At 48.8% G+C, this 217-nt stretch carries 1 rRNA gene; it reads left to right on the top strand.

Annotation, left to right across the window (positions count from 1 at the left end):
* Window positions 1-187 (top strand): 23S ribosomal RNA (locus tag C2M36_RS10130); the annotation flags it as partial.
* Window positions 188-217 lie beyond the last annotated feature (30 nt).

Genomic DNA, 217 nt, shown 5'->3' with positions numbered 1-217 from the left:
GGTAGCTACGTTCGGAATCGATAACCGCTGAAAGCATCTAAGCGGGAAGCGAGCCTCGAGATGAGTTCTCACTTGGAGTTTAACTCCACTGAAGGGCCGTTGAAGACTACAACGTTGATAGGCAGGGTGTGGAAGCGCTGTGAGGCGTTAAGCTAACCTGTACTAATTACCCGTGAGGCTTAACCATACAACACCAAAATGGTGTGAGACTGTTAAG

The organism is Pseudoalteromonas sp. T1lg75, from assembly GCF_002964705.1.
Taxonomy (GTDB): domain Bacteria; phylum Pseudomonadota; class Gammaproteobacteria; order Enterobacterales; family Alteromonadaceae; genus Pseudoalteromonas.
The sequence above is the reverse complement of the archived record's forward strand: the minus strand, read 5'-3'. Positions and strand labels throughout refer to the sequence as shown.